Annotated in this window: 1 protein-coding gene; it reads right to left on the bottom strand. The window is 61.6% G+C overall.

Annotated features, from left to right (window positions below; translation table 11 throughout):
- Positions 1–3,023 (bottom strand): hypothetical protein (locus NW818_RS11160; protein WP_414424595.1); only part of this gene is annotated, 3,023 nt, incomplete at both ends.

Here is a 3,023-nt window from a genome sequence, read left to right as displayed (position 1 = left end):
AAGCAGTCAGGGTCGGGTAGTTTACTTGAAAATCTCCCCGCTCTTGGGTGAGGCCCACCGGGCGACTGGGGAAAGCCACCAGAATCCCTTCCAGGCGCAGCGACTCGGCTACCGGATCGTAGGCCAGGCGCAGCTCAAAATCCCGCAGGTCGCGGCGGACTTCCACGCGGCGGATCCCTGCTTCCGTCAGGCCCAGGCGCAGCCGCCAGTGGTTTTGCCACTGCGTGCCGAGAGTGGCATCCAGCTCCAGGCCATAGGTAGAGATCTGGCCCAACCGGGGATCGTAAACCGCCTGCAGGGCATAGCTGATCCCCGGCTCATACACATCCAGGCCGGAGCGTTGATCCCGGTTAAACGTGGTGCTGCTGCGCCCCCGATATTCCAGACGGATCGGTTGCAACTGCCCTTCGTTGAGGTCGTAGGCCGTCTGCAACTGAATGTTGAACAGATCGGGAGCGGTGTTCCAGGTGAAGTTGGCGTTGAGGGTGTCCCACTTCTGGGCAACGAAGTCGTAGCCAAAGCTGGTGTCCAGGCGCACCAAGTTTCTCACCTCTGCCTGCAGCTCCTGCAAGTTGCGGGAGGCAATCGCTGCCAAATCCTCCGGGGTATCGTCGGGGAAGGTCAGGGCTATCGGCAGCTCGCCGGGCAGGTCATCTTCAAAGGCAATGTAGCCTGGGGGCACATCGGGTAGGGGATCGCGGGGCGTAAAGAAGCTGATGTTGGCATTGATGCGATCCACATCTCTGGGGCTGGTAGAGAGGGTTTGGAAGGGCACAGAATTGTTGCCGTAGAAGGTGCGGCTGTAGCGCAGGTCGATGGTATTCCAGTCGGCAGGTCTGAGGCTGAGGCGAGGGTTGAGGCTGACAGTAGACTCCTGGTCAGGAGTGGAGTAGAGGACTTGGGTGTAATCGATAGAACCCGGCATGAAGGTGATCCAGGGAGCCGGTTGAATATCGTTGAACTGAAGGCTGGAGCGCAGCTCGTAGCGATTGAAAAAGTGGAGGCCCGCCCCCACCTCCTGATCCGGCTGTTGCTCTTGAGTTAGGGTGAGGGCGCTGCTGAGAGCAATATCGGGCGTGATGCGAACGAGGTCGGGGTTAAAGGCCAGCTCGAAGTTGCGACGCGGCTCGTTGTCGCCATTGGAACTGCTGTAGGCGCGGTAGGCCAGGCGATAGGTACCTCCCCAGCCGGGTGGGGTCAGTTGAGTGCCCAGCGTCAACCGCGCATCGGCAAAGTCGGGGCCATCTTTGACGCTCACCCGCTGGTTGTAGTCCAAGCGCAGATCCGATTGCAGCCAATGCACGCCCCCGTAGCGCTGAGTGTGGCTGAGGGTGAGGGGGAAGCTGTAGATGCCCCGCTCTTGGGATCCGGTGCGGCTGATGTTGAGGGTGGTGGTGGAGAGATCCCCCTGAAAGGTGGCGTTGAGGCGGAGATCGGCGTTGTCGTTGCGTCCGCCGGCAGGACGGTAGGTGTTGTCCAGGTTGAGGTTGAGCTGCCCCCGCAGTTGGCCTTCCTGCCCAAAGAGGTTGGCAGCGTAAAAGTCGAAGTTGTGGTCGATGCGGAAACGGCTGGAGAAGCGCTGTTGGTCGGCTTCGGTCACCAAGTAAAACTGGGCTCGCCCGTAGTTGACACTGTCCGGGATGGGCAGGATGTAGTCATGCAAGAAACCAATGCCCACCCCTTTTTTCTGGATGGCATCCAGCCGCAGGCCGCCGAAGTTGTATTCGTCGAAGCGGTAGGCCCAACTGGATTTGACAAACACCCCCTCTGTCTCGCTGCGCCCCGGCAGCACCCATTGGTGATCTCGCAGGCTGTAGATGAACAGGGGGAAATAGGCAATCTGCAGGCCTGCCCGCAGATCCCCTGCTTCTGTGAGTTCGCCGCCGGCAAACACGCGGGCGTCGTAGACGATCACCCGGTCATCGGGAAACACCTCCACCCGATCCCCTTGCACGTAGTGGGTGATGGGTGGCTCTGGCGAGGTGGTGACGGTGGCTTTCTCGAAAAAGATCTGATCCCCCAAAATGGCGGTGGTCTCTTGGCTGCGCACAAAAACCTTGGTGCCCGGCTCCTCCCCCGGCAGAATGACCAGCGAGCTCTCAAATTGGGCGGTGCGACCGGGGATATCCAGATCCAAATTTCGCCCTTCGATTTGCCGGATCCCGCGCCCTTGGGGGCCAGGGGGCTGCTCCATGCGAAAAGGGCCCTCGCTGCGCAGGCGTCGCTCCCGCCGATAAAACAGCAGCCGGTCGCCGGTGATGCGGGTGCCGTCAGCCAGTTGGATCGAAGCATTTCCCTCGGCAATGCCCAGATCCTGTTCGGCGATGTAGCTGAGGACATCCCCGCTGACGTTGATTTGATCCGGGTCGAGGGGGATTTGCCGCTGCGCGGTGGCCGAGAGCTGCTGGCGGATTTGGGATCCCTGGCTAACGTTCCCTGTCGCCGAGACGGCATCTGCCCCGGTGCCCAGATCCCGCAAAAGGGGGAACTGCTCCAGCAGTTGAGGAGCCAGGGGTGAGCCCGCAGTGGGGACAAAGGCTTCCCTGCCCCTTTGAGTGGCCATGGGGGATCCCGTCAGCCCCGACCCAGGGGTGGCCTCTGCCAACACAACACCGCCCAAATCCAAGCTCCCACCGGCTTGGGAGATCAGGGGAGGAATGGTCTTGGGGGAAGCTGGGATCCGGTGCAACCTTGCCTCTGAACCAGCTTCACCTTGCAGTTGAGCCGTAGCCGGGTTCTCGGCATTGGGTGCCGAGGTGGGAGCAGGCAACTGCACAGTGTTGGTGGGGCGCAGCCAGGGTTGCTCTTCCACCTGCAGGGCCTCAGCCTGAGAAGTCATGGGCTGGGAAAGCCGAAGGGAGTTCAGGCTGGGAACTGCCGCGGTGGGCGTCGCCGGTGAAGGGGGTTGGGGAGAAGGTGTTGCCTGGGCCTGCTGCGCCTGTCGCCGAGCATGGGCTGCTGCCCCTTCGGCCAACAGCCGTTGTAGCCGCTGTCGGTTCAGTTCTTCTGGCGTGAGGGGCTTT

This window comes from Synechococcus sp. R6-5, assembly GCF_047461775.1.
GTDB lineage: Bacteria > Cyanobacteriota > Cyanobacteriia > Thermostichales > Thermostichaceae > Thermostichus.
Note: the sequence above shows the minus strand (reverse complement) of the source record. Positions and strands in the feature narration are given on the sequence as shown.